This window comes from Hypericibacter terrae, assembly GCF_008728855.1.
Lineage (GTDB): Bacteria > Pseudomonadota > Alphaproteobacteria > Dongiales > Dongiaceae > Hypericibacter > Hypericibacter terrae.
Genome location: NZ_CP042906.1, coordinates 1,759,896 through 1,782,302, shown reverse-complemented (window position 1 = coordinate 1,782,302; position 22,407 = coordinate 1,759,896). Strand labels below are relative to the sequence as shown.

Here is a 22,407-nt window from a genome sequence, read left to right as displayed (position 1 = left end):
TTCTCATGTCTGGACCGCTCGCGGGCCTCCGCGTGTTCGATCTGAGCCGCATCCTTGCCGGCCCCACCTGCACCCAGCTCCTGGGCGATCTCGGCGCCGATATCATCAAGATCGAGCGGCCCGGCCAGGGCGACGACACCCGCAAATGGGGCCCGCCCTATATCAAGGACAAGAACGGCGCCAATACCGGCGAAAGCGCCTATTACCTGTCGAGCAACCGCAACAAGCGGTCGGTTACGATCGACATCGCGAAGCCCGCGGGCCAGGCCCTCGCCAAGCGGCTGATCGCGACCTGCGACATCATGGTCGAGAATTTCAAGGCCGGCGACATGGCGCGCTATGGCCTCGCCTATGCCAACCTCAAGGACCAGTTCCCCAAGCTGATCTATTGCTCCATCACCGGTTTCGGCCAGACGGGCCCCTATGCGCCGCGCGCCGGCTACGATCTGCTGGCGCAGGGGCTGGGCGGAATCATGAGCGTCACCGGCGAGGCCGACCGCCCGCCGATGAAGGTGGGCGTCGGTATCGCCGATGTCATGTGCGGCATGTATGCGACAACCGCCATCCTGGCGGCGCTGCATCACCGCAACGCGACCGGTGAGGGACAATATATCGACCTCTCGCTGCTCGACACGCAAGTCGCCTGGCTGGTCAATATCGGCTTGAACTATCTCACCTCAGGCAAGGTGCCGGGGCGCGTCGGCAACGAGCATCCCAACATCGTTCCCTACAACGTGCTGGAATGCGCGGACGGCTACTTCCTGCTCGCGGTCGGCAACGATTCGCAATTCCAGAAGTTCTGCGCCTTCGCCGGCGCACCAGAGCTCGCAACCGACCCGCGTTTCGTCACCAACGAGGATCGCGTCCATAACCGACGAGTCCTCTATGACGAGCTGTTGCCGCCCCTCACCAAGAGCAAGACGCAGGCCGAATGGAACGAGGGCCTCGCCAAGCTCGGCGTGCCGGCGAGCCCCGTCAACAATGTGAAACAGGTGTTCGAGGATCCGCAGATCCAGCATCGCGGCATGAAGATCACCATGCCCCACCCGCTCGCGGGCTCGGGCCAGGTCGATCTGATCGGCAATCCGATCAAATACTCCGGAACACCGGTCGAATATCGCCGGGCCCCGCCCTATGCCGGGCAGCATACCGAAGAGGTGCTGAAGGAGTTGCTCGGGGTCGGCGACGCCGAACTCAACCGCTTCAAGGCCGACGGCGCCATTTGATGAGTGCTGCCACGGCGGCCAGCAGCGGCGCACGGGCGCGCAGCCTCGCTTGCGTGATCGCGTCCGTCACACTGGCGACGCTCAATTACGGCATCACCTTTCCGCTGCTGGCACTGATCCTCGAGCGGCAGGGCGTCGAGAAGGGCCTGATCGGCCTCAGCACCGCGGCCTCGGCGATGGCCGTCATTCTCTCCGCCCCGCTCAGCAGCCGTCTCATGCTGGCATTGGGGCCGCGCCGCCTGCTGCTGGGTGCCATGCTGCTGTCGGCCGTGATCTATGGCCTGCTCCCGACCTTTCCCAATTTCTGGGCCTGGTTTCCGCTGCGCTTCATCCTCGGCTCCTGCGGATCGGTCATCTGGGTCGCCAGCGAGGCCTGGATCAACACCATGGCACCCGACGAGAAGCGCGGGCGGATCATCGCGATCTATGCGACCGCCTCCTCGGCCGGCATGGCGCTCGGACCGCTGCTGCTGCTGATCACGGGCTCCAGCGGCTTTTCTCCCTTCATCGTCGCGGCCGCCTTCTCGCTGGTGGGCTGCGTCATCACCTTGCTGGCGGGCCGCGCCGTGCCTCGCCTCGAGGGCCGGCCCAGCGTGCATTTCCTGCGCTTCCTGCTGCTGGCGCCGATGCCCTATCTCCTGAACCTGCTGTTCGCCGCCGTGGGCGAGGCGTTCCACACCTTCTTCGCCATCTATGCCGTCGATCACGGGACCACCGAGCAGCGCGCCTTCATGATCATGACGGTCATGAGCCTCGGCGGCATCGCGCTGCAATATCCGCTGGGCTGGCTTGCCGACCATATGAACCGGCGCCTGCTGTTCCTGCTCTGCGTGCTGGTCAGCATCGGCGGCTTCCTGCTCGTCCCCTTCGCCATCGGCGCCGAATATCTCGGGCTGGCGCTGTTCTTCTTCTGCGGCGGCATCTTCGCCATGCTCTACAGCTTCGGCGTCATCATGCTGGGCGAGCGCTTCACCGGCTCGGATCTCGCCACCGCCAGCGCGGTCTTTACCCTGATGTGGGGGATCGGCACCTTGACCGGTCCCGTCATCGCCGGCGCCGCCATGGACCATCTGGGTTCGTCCGGCCTGATCTGGACCGCCGTGGCGTTGCTGCTGATTTATCTGCCGATTCCGGTCGTGTCCTGGATCCGGAGCCTGCGGCGGCAGCCAGTCGCCGTGGAAGAGTGAGCGGAGCCGAGTCGGGAGTTCTTGTCCCCTCCCCCGCCTCGCGGGGGAGGGCTAGGGAGGGGGCTGCGCGAACGAAAAGCAGCGAGCGGCCCCCTCCTTGGTCCTCCCCCGCAGAGCGGGGGAGGAGACAACAAATTGAATCACCTCGCCGCGCTTGCTCCACGCAGGACCCCGCGCTTATAGTCCGCCCTCGATGACCCGCAGCACCGAAAGGCCGGCCCCGCTCAGCTTCCGGCACCGCCATTTGCTAGGCATCGACGGCCTCACCCGGGACGAAATCTCGGGGCTGCTCGACCTTTCCGAATCCTATATCGACCGCATGCGCCAGAAGGAGAAGGGTTCGCTTCTCCTCGGCTGCACGGTCATGAACCTGTTCTTCGAGAACTCGACCCGCACCCGCACCAGCTTCGAGCTGGCGGCCAAGCGGCTGGGTGGCGACGTCATCAACATGCAGGTGCAGGCGAGCTCGATCAAAAAGGGCGAGACCCTGCTCGACACCGCCATCACCCTCAACGCCATGCATCCCGACGTGCTGGTGGTGCGCCATCCTGACTCCGGCGCCGTCAATCTCCTGTCGCAGAAGGTCGATTGCGCCGTGATCAATGCCGGCGACGGCAGCCATGAGCATCCGACCCAGGCGCTGCTCGACGCCTTGACCATTCGCGGGCGCCGGGGCCGGCTCGAAGGCCTGATCGTCGCCATCTGCGGCGACATCCTTCACAGCCGCGTGGCGCGCTCCAACATCCACCTGCTGACGACGATGGGCGCCACCGTGCGGGTGATCGCCCCGCCGACCCTGCTGCCGGGCGCCATCGAAAAGCTGGGGGTGAAGGCCTTTACCGACATGCGCAAAGGCCTCGACGGCGCCGACATCGTGATGATGCTGCGCCTCCAGACCGAGCGCATGCAGGGTTCCTACGTGCCGTCGATCCGCGAATATTTCCGCTTCTTCGGCCTGGATTACGACAAGCTGGGATCGGCCAAGCCCGATGCCCTCATCATGCATCCGGGCCCGATGAACCGCGGCGTCGAGATCGACAGCGAGGTGGCCGACGATATCGGCCGCAGCGCCATCCGCGAGCAGGTGGAGATGGGCGTGGCCGTGCGCATGGCCTGCCTCGACCTCCTGACCCGAAAACTGCGCGACAATCTGGGGAGCTGAGCCGATGACGCGCAGTTCCAGGCTCCCGCCCCGCCCGACCGCCCTGCTCAATGCCAGGCTGATCGACCCGGCCTCGGGCTATGACGGTCCCGGCGGCATTCTCATCGTCGATGGCGAGATTGCCGATCTGGGCCCGGCGCTCGGCCAGCACGGCCTGCCCGCCGATGCCATCGAAGTCAATTGCGGCGGCCATTGCCTGGTCCCGGGCCTGGTCGACATGCGGGTCCAGCTGCGCGAGCCCGGGGAAGAGCACAAGGAGACCATCGCGACCGCCAGCGAGGCGGCCGCGGCCGGCGGCATCACCAGCATGGTGACTCTGCCCAATACCGATCCCGTGATCGACCATGTTTCCGGCGTCGAGTTCATCGCGCGGCGCGCCCGCGAGACCAAGGGCACCAAGGTCTATTGCTATGGCAGCGTGACGCGCGGCGCCGAGGGGAAGGATATCGTGGAGTTCGGCCTGCTGGCCGAGAACGGCGCCCTGGGCTTTACCGACGGCACCAGGGCCGTCGCCAGCGCCCGCGTGCTGCGCCGCGCCATGAGCTATGCCAGCACCTTCGATCTTCTGATCCTGCAGCATCCCGAGGAGCCGGATCTGGCGGCCGGCGGGGTCATGAATGGCGGCGCGCTCGCCACCCGTCTCGGCCTCTCCGGCATCCCGCGCGCCGCCGAGGTGATGATGATCGAGCGCGATCTCCATCTCGTGGCGATGACCGGCGCCCGCTATCACGTCGCCCATCTCTCGACCAGCGATGGGGTCGCCGCGATCCGTGCCGCCAAGGCGCGCGGTCTCAAGATCACCTGCGACACGGCCCCACCCTATTTCACCCTGACCGAGGCCGAGGTCGGCGATTACCGCACCTTCGCGAAGCTCTCGCCCCCCTTGCGCAGCGAGAGCGACCGCGCCGCCATCGCCGCCGCCATCGCCGACGGCACCATCGATGCCATCGCCAGCGATCACGCGCCTCACGACACGGAATCCAAGCGCGTGCCCTTCGCCCATGCCGAATTCGGCATCGTCGGGCTCGAGACGCTGCTGCCGCTTTCGCTGGCGCTGGTGCATCAGGGCAAGCTCACCTTGATCGAGCTGATCCGCCGCCTGTCGACGGCACCCGCCGATATCCTGAGGCTGCCGCAGGGCCGCCTCGCCAAGGGCGCCCCCGCCGACCTGCTGCTGTTCGATCCCGACGCGGAGGGCAAGATCGAGGTCGATCACTTCCGCAGCAAGTCGAAGAACTCGCCCTTCGACGGGCGCGCCGTCAAAGGCCGCGTGTTGCGCACCCTGGTCGACGGCCGCACCGTCTTCGAGGCGTACGCCTGATGGGCGATCCGGGCTCCGGCTTCGATCCTTCCTGGATTCATCTCGTCGCGCTGGCGCTAGGCTATCTGCTGGGCTCGATCCCGTTCGGCCTGCTGCTGACGCGCGCGGCCGGCCTCGGCGATATCCGAAAGATCGGCTCCGGTAATATTGGCGCCACCAATGTCTTGCGCACCGGGAACAAGCTGCTGGCGCTGGCGACCCTGCTGCTCGATGGCGCCAAGGGCGCGGCGGCGGTCCTCATCGCCCAATATTGGGGCGGCGATGCCGCTGGCCCCGACCTGATGCTCGCCGCCGGCGCCGGTGCGATCCTCGGCCATCTCTATCCGGTCTGGCTCGGATTCAAGGGCGGCAAGGGCGTGGCCACCAGCCTCGGCATCCTGCTCGCGCTCGACTGGCGCGTCGGCGCGCTTGCCTGCGTGACCTGGCTCGCGGCAGCGCTGATCTTCCGCTACTCCTCGCTCTCGGCGCTGCTCGCCCTCCTTTTCGCGCCGATCTATGCCTGGCTCCTCGCCGGCCCTCGCCTCGCTGTCTTCGCGATCTTCGTCGCGGCGCTCGTCTGGTGGCGCCATCGCGAGAACATCCGACGCCTGCTCAAGGGCGAAGAGCCGAAGATTGGGAAGAAAGAAACTTAGAGCGGCAGGGGGCTTTGCCGCTACGCGCTTACTTCGGAATCATCCCGGCGACGATGCGATCCGAGGGACGGTCGCTCGATGCGAGACCGGCGGCGACGCCGGCCCGGTCCTCGGCGGTGCGGTTCTGGCTCATCTTGAGCTTGCCCTCGAGGCGGGTGATCGGCATGCGAAAGCCGACGATGCCGCGCAACTGGGCCTTGATGAAATCTTCCGGTGCGTCGCTCACGGCCCAGGGCTGGGCGCGCGGCGTCTCATGCAGGGCCGTCAGCCGCGTGACGATCGAGAGCAGCCGGTCGGCATCCTCGAAGAACTCGACCGGACCATAAGCATGCACCGCGCTGTAGTTCCAGGTCGGCACGACCTTGCCGGTCTCCCGCTTGGTCGCGTACCAGGACGGCGTCACATAGGCGTCCGGCCCCGTGAACAGCGCCATGGCCTCGCCGATCGGCGCGGTCTTCCATTGCGGGTTGGCGCGAGCGACATGGCCGTAAATCACACCCCGCTCGCCCTCCTTGTCGTCGAGGATGGGCGGCAGCGGCGTCGCCATCAGCCCCTCGGCAGTGGCCGTGACGAAGTTGCAGAGACGCGCCGCGCGCATCGTGGCAAATATCTCGGCGAGGTCGTCCTGGCGAAAGGCCGGCGGCAGATACACGGCGCTGCTCCTTGCTGGCTTCCTGGGCTGGCATCCAAAAAAACAATGGTCGGGCGGATCGGCGACGGGATCAAGCGATGCGTTGGGATCGCGATGTCCCGGTGACAATGGCGGAGCTCCAGGGCCATCTTGTGGCCGCACACATCTTATAGTTGTATATATTGACGATTATTCTCTGAAATCATAAACTCGACTCCATGCAGCCCGCCGGCAAAGCCGCCCTGAGCGATCCCGAACGTGCCGACCGCCTGCGGCTGGCGCGGACCTTCAGCATCGGGCCGGTCACGTTTCGCCGGCTGCTGGATCGCTTCCACAGCGCGGCCGAGGCCCTGCGGGCCCTGCCCGAGCTGGCGCGGGCGAGCGGCGCCGAGATCCTGCGTCCGCCCTCGCGCGCGCAGGCGGAGGACGAGATCGCCGCCCTCGCCCGCCTCGGCGGAAAATTCCTGGCGCTGGGCGAGGCGGGCTATCCCGAGCCGCTGGCGGCGATCGAGGATGCACCGCCGTTGCTCTCGTTGCGCGGCGATGGCGCCCTGCTTCTGCGCCCGTCGATCGGCGTGGTCGGCGCGCGCAACGCGTCCGTCGGTGGCCGCAAGCTGGCCGAAGAGCTGTCGCGCGATCTGGGGGCCGCGGGCCTCGTGGTGGTGTCGGGCCTCGCGCGCGGCATCGATGCTGCCGCCCACCAGGGTGCGCTCGCCACGGGCACCATCGCGGTTTTCGCCGGCGGCCTCGACCAGGTCTATCCGCCGGAGCATGACAGCCTCGCCCAGGCCATTCTCGACCAGGGCGGCGCGTTGATTTCCGAAATGCCGCTCGGCACCGAGCCGCAGGCCCGCCATTTTCCCCGCCGCAATCGCCTGGTCTCGGGGTTGTCGCGCGGCGTGCTGGTGGTCGAGGCCGCGCTCAAGTCGGGCTCGCTCACCACCGCGCGCTTCGCGCTCGAGCAGGGTCGCGAGGTCATGGCCGTGCCCGGCTCGCCGCTCGACCCGCGCTGCCGGGGCACCAACCAGCTGCTGCGCGAGGGCGCCGGGCTGGTCGAAACCGCGGCCGACGCCCTGCTCCATCTGGGGCTCGACCCGGAGCTCGACCTGCAGCCACACTCTATATGTGCAGTCCCCGTGACCGCCGGCCGTGCCGCGGGCGCCACCCTACCCGCGGGTTCGGCCGGGATCGTCTCGATTCGGACCCAATTACCGCCCCCGGCCCCGGAGTCGCCCCTTGCGCCCGCCCCGGATCGATCCGATCTCCCCTCGGGCGATGGGTCGCAGGCCGCCTCGGCGGAGGCCGGTCGGGCAGCGCAAGACCTCGTTAAGGAAAATCGAGCCAGTCTCGGCACTTCAGACGGCCTGGAGCCGGCTGGAAACGGAGCGGCGGCGGCGGTCGAACCCACCCGCAAACTCGCGGAATTGCTGGGTTCTGCGCCGGTATCGGTTGACGAACTGGTCCGGCGATGCCAAATGTCACCCCCCGTCTTGCGGGCGGCGCTGCTCGATTTCGAGCTCGCCGGCCGGCTGGAGCGCCATCCGGGCGACCGCGTTTCGCTCCTGTCGGATTAGTCCCGCTGCTGTCGCCGACGCGCCGCCCTGTCACGGGCGAAGCGTTAAATCACTGGATTTGCAGGCGGGATCTGCGGAGCCGAAACGGAACAGACGGAGCCGATGAACAGCGTCGTCGTCGTGGAATCGCCTGCCAAGGCGAAGACAATCAACAAATATCTCGGCAAGGATTATCACGTGCTGGCCAGTTTCGGCCATGTGCGCGACCTTCCGCCGAAGGACGGCTCCGTGCGCCCGGACGAGGACTTCGCCATGAGCTGGCTGGTCGAGGGCCGCGGCGAGCAGCGTCTCAAGGAGATCGCCGCCGCGCTCAAGGGCGCCGACAAGCTGATCCTGGCGACCGACCCGGACCGCGAGGGCGAGGCCATCTCCTGGCACCTGACCGAGGAGCTGAAGCGGCGCAAGGCGCTGAACGGCATCGAGGTCGAGCGCGTCGTCTTCAATGAGGTGACCAAATCCGCCGTGCTCGACGCGATGCGCCATCCGCGCGCGCTCGACAAGGAGCTGGTCGAGGCCTATCTGGCGCGCCGCGCGCTCGATTATCTGGTGGGCTTCACCCTGTCGCCCGTGCTGTGGCGCAAGCTGCCCGGCAGCCGCTCGGCCGGCCGCGTACAGTCGGTGGCGCTGCGCCTCATCTGCCAGCGCGAAGAAGAAATCGAAGCCTTCAAGCCACAGGAATATTGGACGGTCGAGGGCAAGTTCCGCACCGCCGCCGGCCAGATCTTTCCGGCACGTCTGACCGAGCTCGACGGCAAGAAGCTCGAGAAGTTCGATCTCGCCAACGAGGCGGCCGCCCAGCGCGCGGTCGCGACCGTCACGGGCGGCGAGCCCTTCACCGTGCGCTCGGTCGAGCGCAAGACCGTCCGCCGCAATCCCTTCCCGCCTTTCACCACGTCCACATTGCAGCAGGAGGCCTCTCGCAAGCTGGGCCTCGGCGCCAGCCGCACCATGCGCGTGGCCCAGCGGCTCTATGAAGGTGTCGATCTCGGCGGCGAGACCGTGGGGCTCATCACCTATATGCGCACCGACGGCGTGCAGCTCTCGCAGGAAGCGATCGCGGCCGCGCGCAAGCTGGTCGCGGCGGAGCATGGCGCGCGCTATGTGCCCTCCGAGCCGCGCCAATACAAATCGACCGCGAAGAACGCCCAGGAGGCCCACGAGGCCATCCGTCCCAGCGATATCAGCCGCAAGCCTTCCGACGTCGCGCGCTATCTCGAGGCCGACGAAGCCCGCCTCTACGATCTGATCTGGAAGCGCACGGTCGCGAGCCAGATGGCGAGCGCCGAGCTCGACCAGGTCGGCATCGACATCGTCTCGAAGGACGGCAAGGCCGTCATGCGCGCGACCGGCTCGGTCATCCTGTTCGACGGTTTCCTCGCCCTCTATCAGGAGGATCGTGACGATCCCTCCGACGAGGAGGAGAATGGCGGCCGCCTGCCCAACCTGACCGAGCGCGACGGCGTCACGCCGACCGAGGTCACGCCGGAGCAGCATTTCACCCAGCCCCCGCCGCGCTACTCCGAGGCGAGCCTGGTGAAGCGGCTGGAGGAGCTCGGCATCGGCCGGCCCTCGACCTATGCCTCGATCATCCAGGTCCTGCAGGACCGCGACTATGTGAAGATCGACAAGAAGCGCTTCGTGCCCGAGGACCGCGGCCGCGTCGTGACGGCCTTCCTCGAGAGCTTCTTCAACCGCTATGTCGAATACAACTTCACCGCCGATCTTGAGAATCAGCTCGACGAGATTTCGGGCGGCCGGATCGACTGGAAGACGGTGCTGCGCGATTTCTGGCGCGACTTCTCCGCCGCCATCGCCGGCACCAAGGATCTCTCGATCACGCAGGTGATCGACGAGCTCGACAAGGAGCTGGGGCCGCATTTCTTCCCCGAGCGCGCCGACGGCAGCGATCCGCGCGTCTGCCCGGGGTGCCAGGCGGGCCGCCTCTCGCTCAAGCTCGGCAAGTTCGGCGCCTTCATCGGCTGCTCAAACTATCCCGATTGCCGCTATACCCGCCGGCTCGGTGTCAGCAATGGCGAGGACGGGTCCGATGTCGATATGGGGCCGAAGCTGCTCGGCCAGGATCCGGCGACGAATTTGCCGGTGAGCCTGCGCAAAGGTCCCTACGGCACCTATATCCAGCTGGGCGAAGCCGTGCCGGGCGCGCCCAAGCCCAAGAAGAAAAAGAAGAAGGCCAAGGGCAAGGACGAGGAAGCAGGCAAGGCGAATGGCACCGCGCCCGCCGACACCACGCCGGAACCGCCCAAGCCCAAGCGCGTGTCGCTGCCGCGCGGCCTGTCGCCCGCCGACGTCACGCTCGACAAGGCGCTGTCTCTGCTGTCATTGCCGCGCCTGCTGGGTCCGCATCCTGAGGATCAGCTGCCCATCGTCGCCGGCATCGGCCGCTTCGGCCCCTACATCAAGCATGGCGACCGCTTCAAATCGCTGGGCAAGGATGACGACGTCCTCACCATCGGCATGAATCGCGCGGTGGCGCTGCTGGCCGAGCCCTCGACGGGCCGTGGCGGGCGCGGCGGCGCGCCGGGCAAGAAGATCGGCGAGCATCCCGCCGACGGCCAGCCCATCACGCTCCATGCCGGGCGCTACGGCCAGTACGTCAAGCATGGCAAAATCAACGCGACCCTGCCCAAGGATATCGAACCCGACCAGCTCACGGTCGACCAGGCCGTGGCCCTGATCGAGGCCCGCGCCCAGGCCAAGGGCGTGAAGCGCGGCGGCGCCAAGGCCAAGGCGAAAGCCAAGCCCGCGAACGACGACGCCGCACTCGCGGAGCCCAAGGCGCCCAGGATCAAGGCCGCCGCCTCCGCCACCGCGAAGCCGCCGGCCAAGGCCAAGGCGCCCGCGAAGGCCAAGGCCAAATCGAAGGCGAAAACGAAAGCCAAGGCGAAGCCCAAGGCCAGGACCGAGCCGGCCGCGTCGGATACGGACGGGGAATAAAGCGGAAGCTGAATCCCCTCTCCCGCCTGCGGGAGAGGGCCAGGGAGTGGGAAGACTGGATCGATGCCGCGTATTCCCCCTCCCTGACCCTCCCCCTCAAGGGGGGAGGGGACAATTTCCCGAGCCCCCGCGCCTCTCCTCGCCCGCCTCTGCTATGCTGGCGCCTCCTCGAATTCCAGCATGAAGGACCCGCCGACCATGGCCCAAGTTCCCCAGGCCCAGCCCACCTTGCAGGTCGATAACGATCGCGTGCGGGTGATCCAGTGGCGTTTCGCGCCGGGCGCGGAGACCACCTGGCACCGCCACGAATACGACTATGTCGTGGTGCCGCTCACCACCGGCAAGCTCAAGCTGTGGGACGGCAAGGAAGAGAAGTTCGCCGAACTCGAGGCGGGCCGTTCCTATTACCGCTCCCTCGGCGTCGAGCATAACGTGATCAACGCCAACGCCTACGAGTTCGCGTTCGTCGAAATCGAATTCAAGACCAAGCCCTGATCCGCTCCCCGCTCCTCGAGCCCGGCCGCAAGGCCGGGCGGAACTCATAAGCCCATGGTCCGCGGCAAGGCGCCGTCGCTGCCGACGCGCGAACAGATCCTCGACTTCATCCGCCAGAGCCCGACGCCGGTCGGCAAGCGGGAGATCGCGCGCGCTTTCCAGATCAAGGGCGCCGACAAGATTCCGCTGAAGGCGCTGCTGAAGGAGCTGGCCGAGAGCGGCGAGGTCGATCGCGGCCGCAAGCGGCGCATGGCCCCGCCCGGCAGCCTGCCCGAGGTCGCGGTGCTGGTGATCGACGGGCCGGATCCCGACGGCGATCTGCTGGCGCGGCCCGTGAGCTGGGCCAGCGAGGAGGCACCGCCGCGCATCGAGGTGGCGCCCGAGCGCCGTGGAAGCCCGGCCCTGGCCGCGGGCGACCGCATCCTGGCACGGCTCTCGCGCACCGGTGCCGACAGCTACAGCGCGCGCTTGATCCGCCAGCTGGTCGGCCAGCCCTCGCGCATCATCGGCATCTTCGAGAAACATCCCGAAGGCGGCGGACAGCTGCGCCCCACCGACCGTCGCGTGAAGGCCGAATATCGCATCATGCCGCCGCACACCAACGGTGCGGAGCCCGGCGAGCTGGTGGCGCTCGAGGTGCTGCACACCCATCGCACCGGCCGGCTGCAGGGCCGCGTCGCGGAGCGGCTGGGGCGGTTCGGCGAGCCCAGGACCATCAGCCTGATCGCCATCGCCGAGCAGGAGATCCCGACCCGCTTCACCGAGGACGCGCTGACCGAGGCCCGGAATGCCGGCCCCGTGACGCTGGGCACGCGCACCGATCTGCGCGACATGCCGCTCGTCACCATCGACGGCGAGGATGCGCGCGATTTCGACGATGCAGTCTGGGCCACCGAGGATGACGATCCGAAGAATTCCGGCGGCTGGCAGGTTGTCGTCGCGATCGCGGATGTTGCCCATTATGTGACGCCCGGCTCGGCACTCGATCGTGCCGCGCGCGAGCGCGGCAACTCGGTCTATTTCCCCGACCGCGTCGTGCCGATGCTGCCCGAGGAGCTCTCCAACGGCTGGTGCTCGCTGAAACCCAACGAAGACCGTGGCTGCCTGGCCGTGCGCATGGTCTTCAACGACCGGGGCGAGAAGCTTTCGCACCGTTTCTATCGCGGTCTGATGCGCTCGGCGGCACGCCTCACCTACACCCGCATGCAGGCGGCGATCGACGGCCAGCCCGACGACCTCACGGCCCCGCTGCTCGAGCCCGTCGTCAAGCCGCTCTATGGCGCCTTCAAGGCGCTGCTCGCCGAGCGCGAGCGGCGCGGCACGCTCGAGCTCGACATTCCCGAGCGGCGCGTGGTGCTCGACGAGCAGGGCCATATCCTCAAGATCGCGCCGCGCGAGCGCCTCGACAGCCACAAGCTGATCGAGGAATTCATGATCGCGGCCAATGTCGCCGCGGCCGAGACGCTCGAGGTCAAGCGCCAGCCGGTGATGTATCGCGTCCATGACCAGCCGGACGCGGCCAAGGTCGACGCCCTGCGCGAAAGCCTCAAGGGCCTCGGCCTCAATCTCGCGAAGGGCCAGGTGCTGCGGCCGAAGATGTTCACCGAGCTGCTGGTGAAGGTGCGCGGCACCACCTACGCCGCGATGATCCACGACCTGGTGCTGCGCACCCAGGCCCAGGCCAATTACAGCCCGCATAACCTGGGCCATTTCGGCCTGGCCCTCTCGCGCTATGCGCATTTCACCTCGCCGATCCGGCGCTATTCGGACCTGCTGGTCCATCGCGCGCTGATCGACGCGCATCATTTCGGCGATGACGGCCTGCCGAAGGACGCCGAGGCGAATTTCGAGAGCCTGGGCCAGCATATTTCCTCGACCGAGCGCCGCGCCGCCGCGGCCGAGCGCGACGCGATGGACCGCTATGCCGCCGCCTTTCTCGCCAATCGCGAGGGCCAGGTCTTCAAGGGCCGCATCAACGGCGTCACCCGCTTCGGCCTGTTCGTGACCCTGGAAGATACCGGTGCCAGCGGGCTGGTGCCGATGGGCAGCCTGCCCGACGACTGGTACGACCATGACGAACGCGCCCATGCGCTGATCGGCCGGCGCTGGGGCCGCGAATACCGGCTGGGCGAGCCGGTCCATCTGCGCCTCATACAGGCCGACGCCGCCACCGGCGGGCTGCTGCTCCATATCATCGAAGGCGAAGACGCGGCCGCCGAGCCGACCTCGTTGCGCGTTTCCGAAGCGCGTCCGCGCGGCCGCCCGGACGGGCGCAAGCCGGGCGGCTTCGCGCCCCCCTCGCGCAAGCGCGGCGGCGCCAAGCGCAAAAGCCCGCCCCGCGGCGCCGGCAAAGGACCGCGCGCGAAGAGCGGCAAGGGCCCGAAGCGCGGGAAGAAGAAGCGCTAGGTCCAGACGAAGCGGCGAGGGAATCCCCTCCCCCAATTTTTGGGGGAGGGTTGGGGAGGGGGCTGCTCGGTATCGGCCCCTTCGCATCCCGACGAGATCGTGGACCGAGCCATCCCCCTCCCTGCCCTCCCCCAAAAGTTGGGGGAGGGGATTCACTCGTCTCGCCCCGGGATCGAATACCCTCCCCCTACCCCCTCCCGCTCGCCGGCTTCGCCGTCGGGGAAGGGGGTGAAGTTTTTGGGAACGACACCGGTTCCCAGCGCCCATCTCCATGAAATTCCGGCAAAAATGCCGCAGGTCGCGCGGAGATATGTCGCCTTTTCGCCGTTTTTTGCTAATCTGCCAGCCAATCCGGCCCGGCAGCCGGCTCGTAACCAAGGCGCGGGACCTGGCCCCGACTTCGATCGTGATGAGGACACCCGGATGGGTGGGAGACTGATCAACAGCGCGCCGCGGCTCCTGCCGCTGGCAGCGCTCATGACGATGTTGGCTCTCGCGGCCTGCGGCAGCACGGACGGCCCGGGCACGGCCACCGGCGACCGTGACGAGACCCGCGACATGTTCGTGACGGGCCTGAACGACATCGACGCCGTCTATATCGACCGCATCAATCTGGGCGACGTCACCGTCGAGGGCTTGAAGCGCCTCGATGCCTTCGATCCGGCGATCGGCCTGCGGCGCAACAGCACCGAGGTCGAGCTCGACATCGACGGCCAGGAATCGGTTCGCTTCGATGCGCCCTCCGCCTATGACGCGACCGACTGGGGCGAGCTCGCCGCCCGCTATGTCGAGACCGCGAAGCTCCATTCGGCGAAACTGGCCCTGACCCCGCCCGAGAAGATCTACGAGGCGGTGTTCGACGGCATGGTCTCGAAGCTCGACGGCTTCTCGCGCTATTCGAGCGCGGCCGACGCCGACGAGAACCGCGCCTCGCGCGACGGCTTCGGCGGGATCGGGGTGAAGGTCGCGGTCGCCGACAGCCGCGTGCGCATCATCTCGGTCATGAACTACACGCCGGCCCAGCGCGCCGGCCTGCAGACCGACGACATCATCCTCGCGATCGACGGGCAGGATGTGGCGGGGCTCGACCAGCACCAGGTGGTGGACAAGCTGCGCGGGCCCGTGGACAGCCGCGTCGAGCTGAAGCTGCTGAAGGCCGACACCACCGTACCGACGACGATCCTGCTGTCGCGCGCCCATGTGGTGCCGGAGACGGTGGTCTATCACCCCGAAGGCAACGTCGCCTATTTCCATATCTACGGCTTCAATTCCGACACCTCCGAAAGCCTGGAGCGCGAGATCTCCCATGCGAAGTCGGAGATCGGCGCCGCCAACATCACCGGCTATGTGCTGGACCTGCGCAGCAATCCGGGCGGGCTCCTGGACGAAGCGGTCGCGGTCTCCGACGTCTTCATGCAGAAGGGCCGCATCGTCTCGACCCATGGCCGCCATCCCGACAGCCATCAGTATTTCGAAGCGACCGCGGGCGACCTCGCCGACGGCCGGCCGATCGTGGTGCTGGTCAATGGCAACTCCGCCTCGGCCTCGGAAATCGTGGCGGCGGCGCTGCAGGACAGCGGCCGCGCGGTCGTGATCGGCAGCAACTCCTACGGCAAGGGAACGGTGCAGACGGTGCTGCGCCTGCCCAACAGCGGCGAGCTGACCCTCACCTGGGCGCGCTTCCATGCGCCCTCGGGCTATACCTTGAACAAGCTCGGCGTGTTGCCGTCGATCTGCACCAACGGCCACAGCCCGTCGGAGCTGATGACCGAGCTCGAGCATAACGAGCTGCGGGCCATCCCCGTGGCCGAGCGCAACGCGCTGAAACCCACCGACACGGCCGAGATGGACAAGCTGCGCAAGACCTGCCCGCAGGTGAAGTCGGAACCCGCGACCGATGTCGAGATGGCGCTGGACCTGATCCACAAGCCGCTGCTCTACACCCGTGCGGTGGCGTTGGGCGAGTCACCCTCGCCGGCCGATGCCGCCGAAGCCGCCGCCGTCACGCAGGCTCCATAGCCCGGAGCGAAGCGGTCGAAACATGACGAGCGACACGGTCGGCTCCCGGTGACCGAGACGATCCCTCTGGTCAGGCCGGTCGACGCGGCGGGCATCGTCCTGCTGCGCGAGGGCGCCCATGGCGGCCCCGAGGTGCTGATGGGACGCCGCCATGGCAAGGCGAAGTTCCTGCCCGACATCTATGTCTTCCCGGGCGGGCGCGTGGATCCGCAAGACCGGCTGCCCTCCGGCTTCGAGGAGCATCTGGCCCCGGGGGTCGAGACCGCGCTGCGCCGGGCGGCGCCGCGCAAGCGTCCCGCCACTTACCTGCGCGCCGCCATTCGCGAGACCTTCGAGGAGACGGGCCTGCTGATTGGGGCGCCCGGCCCGCAGCCCGCCCATCCGCCCAGGGCCGACATCTGGCGCCAGTTCGCCGAGCGCGGCCTGGCGCCCCGCTTCGAGGCGTTCGATTTCATCTGCCGGGCGATCACGCCCCGGAGCTCGCACCGGCGCTATAACAGCCGCTTCTTCCTGGGCGACGGGGCGGCGGCCCAGGGCCAGCTCGCCGGCGATGGCGAGCTCGTGGATCTGGCCTGGCGCCCGGTCGAGGCCATGGCGAGCATGAACCTGGTCGATGTGACCGAATATGTGCTGGCGGAGGCTCTCCGGCGCTGGCAGCGGGGCCACCGCCCGGGCGCCGAGAATCCCGCTTTGTTCCGCTATATCAAGGATGTAGCCAAGCCCCGCCGGGGCTAGGCCGAGACCGGCCGCCGGGGCGTTCCGCCACCCCCGACAACCCCCCGGAAAACTTGACTTAAACCGGGAAACGCTTATCTTCCGCCGCCTGTTTTGAAGCGGTTTTCAGGAGCGGCCCACCATGGCCAAGAGCAGCACGATCCTCATCAAATTGGTCAGCACGGCCGACACCGGCTTCTATTACGTGACCAAGAAGAACCCGCGCACGAAGACCGAGAAGCTCGAGTTCAAGAAGTACGATCCGGTCGCGCGCAAGCATGTCGCGTTCAAGGAATACAAGATCAAGTAGGGAGCGCTCGCACGCGCTCCGGCGCGGGGTTAGCCCCAGCGCCGTCGAGAGGCTAGGAGGCCGCGACACCGAAAGGTGCGCGGCCTTCGGCTTTTGGGGGACAAACCTACAGCCACGGTGGCGTTACGGCACCCCCCGCCTCTTTGTTCCCACCATCGGATTTAGCTTGTTCCCACAATGGGAACATCCTAAAGTGCCACCATGCAGATCATCGCCCGCCGGACCTTGAAACAGTTCTGGGCGAAGCATCCCCAAGCCGAGGCTCCGCTGCGCAGCTGGTACGCCGTCGTCGCCAAATCCTCGTGGAAGGGGTCTGCCGACATCAAGGCCCGTTACGGGACGGCCGATTTCGTCAGCGACAACCGGGTGATCTTCGACATCGGCGGGAACAAATACCGGCTGGTCGTGCATGTCTCCTACACCTACCAGCGCGTTCTGGTGAAGTTCATCGGCACTCACGCAGACTATGACGACATCGACCCGAGGACCGTCTGATGCAGATCCGTCCGCTCAAGAATGAAGCCGACTACGACGCCGCGCTGAAGGAGATCGAGCGCTACTTCGAGAAGGAGCCGGTACCGGGATCACGCGAAGGCGATCGCTTCGATCTCCTTGCGTTGGTGATCGGCGATTATGAGAACCGGCACTGGCCGATCGATCCGCCCGACCCCGTCGCCGCCATCGAATTTGCCATGGAACAACGCGGCGTGACGCGTGCGCAGCTCGAGCCAATTCTGGGATCGAGAGCGCGCGTCTCCGAGATTCTGGCGCGCAAGCGGCATCTCACTTTGCCCATGATCTGGCGCCTGCATCGTACATTGAAGATTCCAGCCGAGGCGTTGATCGGCCCCTACGCGCTTGCCTCGTCGCCCCGACGGACCAGGGCCGCAGCGCCTAGCGTGGCACGCAAGCGGTCGCGACGATCGGCACCACGAGCCTAGTCGCCTCACCGCATCCCCGTTGCCCTGCGGACGCCGGCTCGAGCGCGCCAGAGAGGATCATGGCCAATGGTCAAAAAGCGGAAATCCCGAATGTCCGTGACCGCCGGCAGCGGCAATGTGTTCGCCGATCTGGGTCTTACCGAACCCGAAGAGGAACTCGCCAAGGCACAATTGGCGCACCATATATGGCGCATCATCAAGCATCGCCGCCTGACTCAAAAGGCTGCTGCCGCGCTCATGGAGATCGATCAACCGACGGTCTCCGCTCTGCTCAATGGCCGGCTGAGGAATTTGTCCAGTCAGCAACTGATGCGCCTGTTGACGGCCCTGGAACTGGATACGGCGATCACGGCCACCGCAGCGGCAGGTCACCGACCGAAAGCCGGATAGTCGCAGTGCCGTCGTGAGGCTAGGAGGCCGCGAGACCGAAAGGTGCGCGGCCTTCGGCTTTTGGGGGCTTACCGGATGAAGTGAGATTTGAGGACCTGCTTGCCGTCCGCCGTCAGCTCCGCTTCGAAGCCCGCCATATCGCCGCAGTTTCCTCGCCAACCCGAGCCGCAGTCCTTCGGATCGAGGAAGAACACGGTAATGCCGGCGGCCGACGTCTCCACCGAGATCTTATAGCCGTCAACCGGCACGCCTTGTTCTTCCAGCTTCTGCGCAGCGGTGCGAATGGCGATGAAACCGGCGGCCGAAATCCGTTCGGTCGTTTTGGTTTCGGACGCTCGCATGGTCTGGGACATCGTCACCGCGACGATGAGAACGACAATGATCGCGATGATCAAACGTGCGGGCGGCCTCTTAACGATCATTTGCCTCTCTCCAAGCCAGAACCCCTAGAGGTGCGACAGCTCGAAACCCGCAGCCTTCGCCTTCTCTGCGCCTTCGCCCAGATAGAAAAAGCTGATGCGCCGCTTCTTGAAGAATCGACGCGCTGTCTCGCGCAACCGCCGCGCCCAGGTGATGAAGGCCTCGTCCTTCACGATCCATTTGCCGGCAGCATCGAAATAGCCTTCCTGAAAATAGAGGCGGCCGCGGCGGATCAGGCGATCCTCCTGAGGGCATCGCGAATACTCCACCACCGGCGAGATCAAACCATCGACGCTGTATTCCCGACGGGTGAGAATTGGCTGCATCGAGACTTTGGCAAGGTGCTGTGGCAAGACCAACCGCAGGAACAGCACACTCCGTTGAGCTGACAAATCCACCACCGCCGGCTCCGGCTTGTCAGATTTCCAACGGATGGCGACGAAATCCCCCGCCTTCTTGAGATGTTCCTCGAAGGCCAATTGATCTTCGGCGGTCAGGAAGAAATTGATCTGGCGTCCCATCGGCCCGGCCGCCTCATCGAAATGCGAGACGGGTCGAATGCCGCCCGGCCCAGTAGCAGCCCATGAGCAGCATGGCCAGCGACGCGACCGCAGCGAGCGCGATCAGGCCGAGTTTGAGCAAGTCGCTGTCGGCGCCGTTGATCTGAAAATAGAAAACCGCCAGCGAGATCCCGGCCAAACAACAGGGGGAAACGAGCGTGAGGGCTAAGTTCGAATCCGCCAAGGCCGGGGCCTGACCGTTTCCCACCAAGCGTCGCCGCCGTCCTCGATAATAGATATAGCGGCCGTTGAGCAAGATGGAATAGACCAGGAAGCCAACCGCAACCGACGCCACGGCGACCGCCACGGGCAAGTTGACCTGATAGTCGGACCGATCGACGAACGGAAGCACCCATTGCAGAAAGGGCAAGGCAATGAGCAGGAGATGCAGGCTTCTATGACGCCAACTCCGGCGCTTCCCCGCAGGGTCGGGCGCCTCGACCTCGCGCAGAGGAATGAACGCTCGGAACGCGAAAACCGCGACCCATGCCAGGAGAAGCGCGGCCGATAGGACGGACCACCAGGACAACGGATCGGAGACCGAAAGAACAAGAGCGAACGCAAGCAGCGCCACGCCGATCTCGTTGCCGAGCAGAAGAGCGAAGCCCCAGAACCACGTCTCGGCCCAAAGTCGCGAATGTCTGAAATAGGCACCACAAGCCGAGCAATGCAACGTCTGTGCGTCGGCGCTCCAGACCGACACCGCCCGCTTTTCACATTTCGGACATCTGCGTTTCATAGGTTCACGCATTCCCAAAGCGGTGAATATTCACACGGCCCGCCTCTCTTGCCTGATCCTACAACCTCCGGTTATCCTGGTCACCAGGGGTTCGCATGAGCCCGGTCATCGCGTTACTGCTGCCGAAAAGCAAAGGGAAACCAGAGGTGTCGACTTGGTTCAGACTCCAAGCGCCCGACAACGACTCCAACATGTGCGGGTCAACCGACCGGCTCTTCGACGGGTTGAACGGTCTCGCCGTCTGCGCAAAATGCGGTTATAAGACCGACCCGTTCTATATCAATCCCGCATTTCGCGTGAAAAGACGCGTCTATGACGTGTCTTATACATACGACGGCTATCAGATCGTCTCGCGAAAATTCAAGGAAGCGTGCCTGCGAGCCAAGCTCACGGGAGTCGGTTTTCAAGAACTACCTGCCGACTCTGAATTCTTCCATCTCAAGCCGACGGCAGTCGTGTCCTTCGATGGAGAGCGCAGCCATACAAGTTTCTTGCGTCGCTGCCCGGCATGCAGTCATTTTCGCGATATTGTCGGCCTTAACCCGGCATGCCTAAAGTCGGCGCCGACGACCGATCTCTCGCGGACCGACTTGCTGTTCGGCAGCGGCAATGAGATGCATCCGCTCATCATTCTGAGCGAGACGGCGAAAGATGTAATTCAGAGAGAGCGACTGATCGGGATTCGGTTCGACTCAGTGCGGGTATGAACGTCAGTCTGATTCCGAACCGCTTCCGATCACCTGCAGGAACAGCCGCCCGAAATCCCGCCGCTTGGCCTCGCCCACGCCGAACACCTCGGCGAACTCGTCGGCGTTGCGCGGGCGCCTGGCGGCCATGTCGGCCAGCGTGCGATCGGAGAAGATCACATAGGCGGGAACACCGCGTGCCTTGGCGAGGGTGAGGCGCAGGGCCTTGAGGCGCTGCAGCAGCTCGCCGCCGGCGGCATCGAGATTGTCGACCGCCTGCGCCGCCGCCGACTTCTCGCGCCGGCCCTTCCGCTCCTTGCCGAGGCGATCGGGGCGGTAGCGGAAGCTCCCCTCCCCGCGCATCAGGGCCTGGCCCGCCGGCGTCGCGCGCAAGCCGCCGAAGCCGGCGATGTCGATATCGAGCAGCCCGGCCGCGACCATCTGGCGGATGACGCCCTGCCACTCGCCCTGCGGCCGGTCGGCGCCGGCGCCGAAGCCGCTCAGGCCCTCGTGACGGAAGCTCGCGGTCTTCTCGTTCTTGTTGCCGCGCAGCACATTGACGATATGGGCGGCGCCGAATTTCTGGCCGGTGCGCATCACCGCCTCGAGCACGAGCCGCGCCTCCTTGATGCCGTCGAGCGTCTCGACCGGATCGAGGCAGACATCGCAATTGCCGCAGGGCGCGCTCTCATCGCCGAAATAGCGCAGCAGCATCCGCCGCCGGCATTCCGGCGCCTCGCAATAAGCGATCAGCGCGTCGAGCCGCTTATGCTCGCGTCGCTTGCGTTCTGCGGCACTCTCCTCCTGCTCGATGAAGACGCGCCGCATGCGGATATCGTCGAGGCCGTAGAGCAGCATGGTGTCGGCGGGCAGACCGTCGCGGCCGGCGCGGCCGATCTCCTGGTAATAGGCCTCGGGGCTCGCGGGCAGGTCGGTATGGAGCACATAGCGGATGTCGGGCTTGTCGATCCCCATGCCGAAGGCGACGGTCGCGACCATGACGATACCGGGCTCGGTCATGAAGCGGTCCTGGACCTGCTGCTTGACCGCGCTCTCCATGCCGGCATGGAAGGCCAGGGCCGCATGACCCTCCTCGCGCAGCAGGGCCGCGACCTCTTCGGTCTTCTTGCGCGAGAGGCAATAGACGATGCCGCTCTGGCCTTTGCGCGCCTTCACGAAGGCGACGGTCTGCTTCTTCCAGTGGTCCTTGAGCGTGACCGAGAGCGAGAGGTTCGGCCGGTCGAAGCCCGTGACCACCGAGACCGCCTTGCCGGCGAAGACCTTGGCCTCGATATCGGCCCGCGTCGCCGGATCGGCCGTGGCGGTGAGGCCAATGATCGGGACGCCGGGAAAGCGATCGCGCAGGCCCGCCAGCGCCTCATATTCGGGGCGGAACGCCGGGCCCCATTGCGAGATGCAATGCGCCTCGTCGATCGCGATCAGCCGCAGATCGAGCTTGGCCAAGGCATTGAGCATGGCCTCGGTCATCAGCCGCTCCGGCGACAGATAGAGCAGCCGGATCTCGCCCGCCTGCGCCTGCCGCCAAACCGCGACATTGTCCTCGCGGCTCTGGTCCGAATTGATGCTGCCGGCGGCGATGCCGTTGAGGCGCAGCGCCGCCACCTGGTCGCGCATCAGCGCCAGCAGGGGCGACACGACCACGGTGAGCCCGCCCAGCACCAGCGCCGGCAACTGATAACAGAGCGACTTGCCCGCACCCGTCGGCATGACCGCCAGCACATGGCGCCCGCCCAGCAGCGCCTCGATCGCCTCCGTCTGGCCCGGACGCAGCTCGGTGAAGCCGAACACCTCGGCCAGGTTCGAGGACAGCGCTTCGCGATGGGTCTGGGACAGGGTCGGACTGGCGATGTTCATGGCACGCGCATTATGAACTCAGGCATTCATGGGCCTACGGCTGGCCCCTGCCGACTCGGAGGGTCCATCGAGTATCTGAGCCACGCAGCCGCGACGAGGCAACCGATTGTTGCCCCGAGCCGGCGACCCTCGTTGCCGGATACACGTTTTAATTGTATTATTTA

At 66.3% G+C, this 22,407-nt stretch carries 21 protein-coding genes; 16 read left to right on the top strand and 5 right to left on the bottom strand.

From position 1 onward, the window contains the following. Positions 1 to 5 precede the first annotated feature (5 nt). From FRZ44_RS08180 to plsY, 5 genes are all read left to right on the top strand, one after another. Entirely contained in the window at positions 6 to 1,226 is a 1,221-nt protein-coding gene (locus tag FRZ44_RS08180) for a CaiB/BaiF CoA transferase family protein (protein ID WP_151176725.1), read from the top strand. Continuing rightward, a complete protein-coding gene (locus tag FRZ44_RS08175) occupies positions 1,226 to 2,413 on the top strand; it encodes an MFS transporter (protein WP_151176724.1) in 1,188 nt (395 codons plus the stop codon). The genes FRZ44_RS08180 and FRZ44_RS08175 overlap by 1 nt, the downstream gene beginning before the upstream one ends. A gap of 193 nt (positions 2,414 to 2,606) precedes the next feature. Then, positions 2,607 to 3,575, top strand: a complete 969-nt coding sequence (locus FRZ44_RS08170; protein ID WP_151176723.1) for an aspartate carbamoyltransferase catalytic subunit — start codon at positions 2,607 to 2,609, stop codon at positions 3,573 to 3,575. 4 nt (positions 3,576 to 3,579) lie between these two features. Further along, positions 3,580 to 4,896, top strand: coding sequence for a dihydroorotase (locus tag FRZ44_RS08165; RefSeq protein ID WP_151176722.1), 1,317 nt, complete (start codon positions 3,580 to 3,582; stop codon positions 4,894 to 4,896). Continuing rightward, a complete protein-coding gene (gene plsY, locus FRZ44_RS08160) occupies positions 4,896 to 5,528 on the top strand; it encodes a glycerol-3-phosphate 1-O-acyltransferase PlsY (RefSeq protein ID WP_151176721.1) in 633 nt (210 codons plus the stop codon). Before FRZ44_RS08165 ends, plsY begins: the two co-directional genes overlap by 1 nt. A gap of 28 nt (positions 5,529 to 5,556) precedes the next feature. Here the strand turns inward: plsY and FRZ44_RS08155 are convergent, their stop codons facing one another. Then, entirely contained in the window at positions 5,557 to 6,180 is a 624-nt protein-coding gene (locus tag FRZ44_RS08155) for an FMN-binding negative transcriptional regulator (RefSeq protein ID WP_151176720.1), read from the bottom strand. Between the two features lie 197 nt (positions 6,181 to 6,377). On the opposite strand from FRZ44_RS08155, the gene dprA reads away from it, so the two are divergent. From dprA to FRZ44_RS08105, 10 genes are all read left to right on the top strand, one after another. Further along, the gene (gene dprA, locus FRZ44_RS08150) at positions 6,378 to 7,733 is read left to right on the top strand and encodes a DNA-processing protein DprA (RefSeq protein WP_151176719.1); all 1,356 of its coding nucleotides are present in this window, start codon (positions 6,378 to 6,380) and stop codon (positions 7,731 to 7,733) included. A gap of 102 nt (positions 7,734 to 7,835) precedes the next feature. Beyond that, positions 7,836 to 10,688, top strand: a complete 2,853-nt coding sequence (topA, locus tag FRZ44_RS08145) for a type I DNA topoisomerase (RefSeq protein WP_151176718.1) — start codon at positions 7,836 to 7,838, stop codon at positions 10,686 to 10,688. A 198-nt stretch (positions 10,689 to 10,886) separates the two neighbouring features. Next, on the top strand, positions 10,887 to 11,183 hold the full coding sequence (locus FRZ44_RS08140) for a cupin domain-containing protein (protein ID WP_151176717.1): 297 nt from the start codon (positions 10,887 to 10,889) through the stop codon (positions 11,181 to 11,183). A gap of 54 nt (positions 11,184 to 11,237) precedes the next feature. Beyond that, on the top strand, positions 11,238 to 13,589 hold the full coding sequence (rnr, locus tag FRZ44_RS08135; RefSeq protein WP_151176716.1) for a ribonuclease R: 2,352 nt from the start codon (positions 11,238 to 11,240) through the stop codon (positions 13,587 to 13,589). Between the two features lie 423 nt (positions 13,590 to 14,012). Beyond that, the gene (locus tag FRZ44_RS08130) at positions 14,013 to 15,608 is read left to right on the top strand and encodes a S41 family peptidase (protein WP_191908476.1); all 1,596 of its coding nucleotides are present in this window, start codon (positions 14,013 to 14,015) and stop codon (positions 15,606 to 15,608) included. Between the two features lie 48 nt (positions 15,609 to 15,656). Continuing rightward, positions 15,657 to 16,343 carry an NUDIX hydrolase gene (locus FRZ44_RS08125; protein WP_151176714.1) on the top strand — a complete coding sequence of 229 codons (687 nt, stop codon included), beginning with the start codon at positions 15,657 to 15,659 and terminating at the stop codon, positions 16,341 to 16,343. Between the two features lie 121 nt (positions 16,344 to 16,464). After that, on the top strand, positions 16,465 to 16,632 hold the full coding sequence (gene rpmG / locus FRZ44_RS08120) for a 50S ribosomal protein L33 (protein WP_151176713.1): 168 nt from the start codon (positions 16,465 to 16,467) through the stop codon (positions 16,630 to 16,632). A 201-nt stretch (positions 16,633 to 16,833) separates the two neighbouring features. Next, positions 16,834 to 17,127, top strand: coding sequence for a type II toxin-antitoxin system HigB family toxin (locus tag FRZ44_RS08115; RefSeq protein WP_151176712.1), 294 nt, complete (start codon positions 16,834 to 16,836; stop codon positions 17,125 to 17,127). Further along, positions 17,127 to 17,573, top strand: coding sequence for a helix-turn-helix domain-containing protein (locus FRZ44_RS08110; protein ID WP_225308596.1), 447 nt, complete (start codon positions 17,127 to 17,129; stop codon positions 17,571 to 17,573). Before FRZ44_RS08115 ends, FRZ44_RS08110 begins: the two co-directional genes overlap by 1 nt. Positions 17,574 to 17,663: 90 nt before the next feature. Further along, the gene (locus FRZ44_RS08105) at positions 17,664 to 17,963 is read left to right on the top strand and encodes a helix-turn-helix domain-containing protein (RefSeq protein WP_151176711.1); all 300 of its coding nucleotides are present in this window, start codon (positions 17,664 to 17,666) and stop codon (positions 17,961 to 17,963) included. A 68-nt stretch (positions 17,964 to 18,031) separates the two neighbouring features. On the opposite strand, the gene FRZ44_RS08100 is transcribed toward FRZ44_RS08105, so the two are convergent. From FRZ44_RS08100 to FRZ44_RS08090, 3 genes are read right to left on the bottom strand one after another with little or no spacing between them, the layout of a single operon-like run. Then, positions 18,032 to 18,385, bottom strand: coding sequence for a hypothetical protein (locus FRZ44_RS08100; protein ID WP_151176710.1), 354 nt, complete (start codon positions 18,383 to 18,385; stop codon positions 18,032 to 18,034). 24 nt (positions 18,386 to 18,409) lie between these two features. Further along, on the bottom strand, positions 18,410 to 18,904 hold the full coding sequence (locus FRZ44_RS08095) for a hypothetical protein (protein ID WP_151176709.1): 495 nt from the start codon (positions 18,902 to 18,904) through the stop codon (positions 18,410 to 18,412). A 13-nt stretch (positions 18,905 to 18,917) separates the two neighbouring features. Continuing rightward, positions 18,918 to 19,682 carry a hypothetical protein gene (locus FRZ44_RS08090; protein ID WP_151176708.1) on the bottom strand — a complete coding sequence of 255 codons (765 nt, stop codon included), beginning with the start codon at positions 19,680 to 19,682 and terminating at the stop codon, positions 18,918 to 18,920. Between the two features lie 95 nt (positions 19,683 to 19,777). Between FRZ44_RS08090 and FRZ44_RS08085 the strand changes: the two genes are divergently transcribed. Next, complete coding sequence (locus tag FRZ44_RS08085; RefSeq protein ID WP_151176707.1) at positions 19,778 to 20,389, top strand: hypothetical protein; 612 nt, start codon at positions 19,778 to 19,780, stop codon at positions 20,387 to 20,389. 3 nt (positions 20,390 to 20,392) lie between these two features. Here the strand turns inward: FRZ44_RS08085 and recQ are convergent, their stop codons facing one another. Further along, complete coding sequence (recQ, locus tag FRZ44_RS08080) at positions 20,393 to 22,243, bottom strand: DNA helicase RecQ (protein WP_151176706.1); 1,851 nt, start codon at positions 22,241 to 22,243, stop codon at positions 20,393 to 20,395. Positions 22,244 to 22,407: the final 164 nt, after the last annotated feature.

Excerpts from the sequence above, each read along its gene's own strand:
- FRZ44_RS08140 (WP_151176717.1), top strand. The coding sequence starts at position 10,887 with ATGGCCCAAGTTCCCCAGGCCCAGCCCACCTTGCAGGTCGATAACGAT.
- FRZ44_RS08115 (WP_151176712.1), top strand. The coding sequence starts at position 16,834 with ATGCAGATCATCGCCCGCCGGACCTTGAAACAGTTCTGGGCGAAGCAT.
- FRZ44_RS08085 (WP_151176707.1), top strand. The coding sequence starts at position 19,778 with ATGAGCCCGGTCATCGCGTTACTGCTGCCGAAAAGCAAAGGGAAACCA.
- FRZ44_RS08165 (WP_151176722.1), top strand. The coding sequence starts at position 3,580 with ATGACGCGCAGTTCCAGGCTCCCGCCCCGCCCGACCGCCCTGCTCAAT.
- FRZ44_RS08110 (WP_225308596.1), top strand. The coding sequence starts at position 17,127 with ATGCAGATCCGTCCGCTCAAGAATGAAGCCGACTACGACGCCGCGCTG.
- rnr (WP_151176716.1), top strand. The coding sequence starts at position 11,238 with ATGGTCCGCGGCAAGGCGCCGTCGCTGCCGACGCGCGAACAGATCCTC.
- rpmG (WP_151176713.1), top strand. The coding sequence starts at position 16,465 with ATGGCCAAGAGCAGCACGATCCTCATCAAATTGGTCAGCACGGCCGAC.
- FRZ44_RS08095 (WP_151176709.1), bottom strand. The coding sequence starts at position 18,904 with ATGGGACGCCAGATCAATTTCTTCCTGACCGCCGAAGATCAATTGGCC.
- FRZ44_RS08175 (WP_151176724.1), top strand. The coding sequence starts at position 1,226 with ATGAGTGCTGCCACGGCGGCCAGCAGCGGCGCACGGGCGCGCAGCCTC.
- plsY (WP_151176721.1), top strand. The coding sequence starts at position 4,896 with ATGGGCGATCCGGGCTCCGGCTTCGATCCTTCCTGGATTCATCTCGTC.
- dprA (WP_151176719.1), top strand. The coding sequence starts at position 6,378 with ATGCAGCCCGCCGGCAAAGCCGCCCTGAGCGATCCCGAACGTGCCGAC.
- topA (WP_151176718.1), top strand. The coding sequence starts at position 7,836 with ATGAACAGCGTCGTCGTCGTGGAATCGCCTGCCAAGGCGAAGACAATC.
- FRZ44_RS08130 (WP_191908476.1), top strand. The coding sequence starts at position 14,013 with ATGGGTGGGAGACTGATCAACAGCGCGCCGCGGCTCCTGCCGCTGGCA.
- FRZ44_RS08090 (WP_151176708.1), bottom strand. The coding sequence starts at position 19,682 with ATGAAACGCAGATGTCCGAAATGTGAAAAGCGGGCGGTGTCGGTCTGG.
- FRZ44_RS08105 (WP_151176711.1), top strand. The coding sequence starts at position 17,664 with ATGTCCGTGACCGCCGGCAGCGGCAATGTGTTCGCCGATCTGGGTCTT.
- FRZ44_RS08180 (WP_151176725.1), top strand. The coding sequence starts at position 6 with ATGTCTGGACCGCTCGCGGGCCTCCGCGTGTTCGATCTGAGCCGCATC.
- FRZ44_RS08100 (WP_151176710.1), bottom strand. The coding sequence starts at position 18,385 with ATGATCGTTAAGAGGCCGCCCGCACGTTTGATCATCGCGATCATTGTC.
- FRZ44_RS08170 (WP_151176723.1), top strand. The coding sequence starts at position 2,607 with ATGACCCGCAGCACCGAAAGGCCGGCCCCGCTCAGCTTCCGGCACCGC.
- recQ (WP_151176706.1), bottom strand. The coding sequence starts at position 22,243 with ATGAACATCGCCAGTCCGACCCTGTCCCAGACCCATCGCGAAGCGCTG.